This window comes from Pseudomonas sp. JV245A (genome assembly GCF_032424515.1).
Classification (GTDB): domain Bacteria; phylum Pseudomonadota; class Gammaproteobacteria; order Pseudomonadales; family Pseudomonadaceae; genus Aquipseudomonas; species Aquipseudomonas protegens.
The window spans coordinates 1-336 of sequence record NZ_VYKE01000601.1 but is presented as its reverse complement, the minus strand read 5'-3'; the positions used below and the strand labels follow the sequence as shown (position 1 = coordinate 336).

Annotated in this window: 1 protein-coding gene; it reads right to left on the bottom strand. The window is 70.5% G+C overall.

Annotated elements, in window-relative coordinates; genetic code table 11:
• Positions 1-336 (bottom strand): chromate transporter (locus F6S12_RS33225; protein WP_315870050.1); only part of this gene is annotated, 336 nt, incomplete at both ends.

Here is a 336-nt window from a genome sequence, read left to right as displayed (position 1 = left end):
GGCCAGGAACAGCGGGCTGCTGACCCAGCCGGGCTCCACCACCTGCGCCTGCAACAGCGGCAGCACCACATGGCCGCCACCGAATACCAGAGCGCCGACCCGGTAGAAACCATCGAACAGGCTCAGCAGGCGCCCCGGCCAGAGCAGCACCAGCCCCGGCAACAGCATCAGCAGCAATAGCGCCAGCCCCAGGCAACACGCCCCCAGGCGGCGACTCGACCCAGAGGGAGGGCTCTGGACCTGCACCTGGAACACCGGCCTGATCAGCCAGCGGCCCAGCAGCGCCGCCAGCAGCATCACCAGCAACTGCCCGCCCAGGCCCGGCCAGCGCAGCAC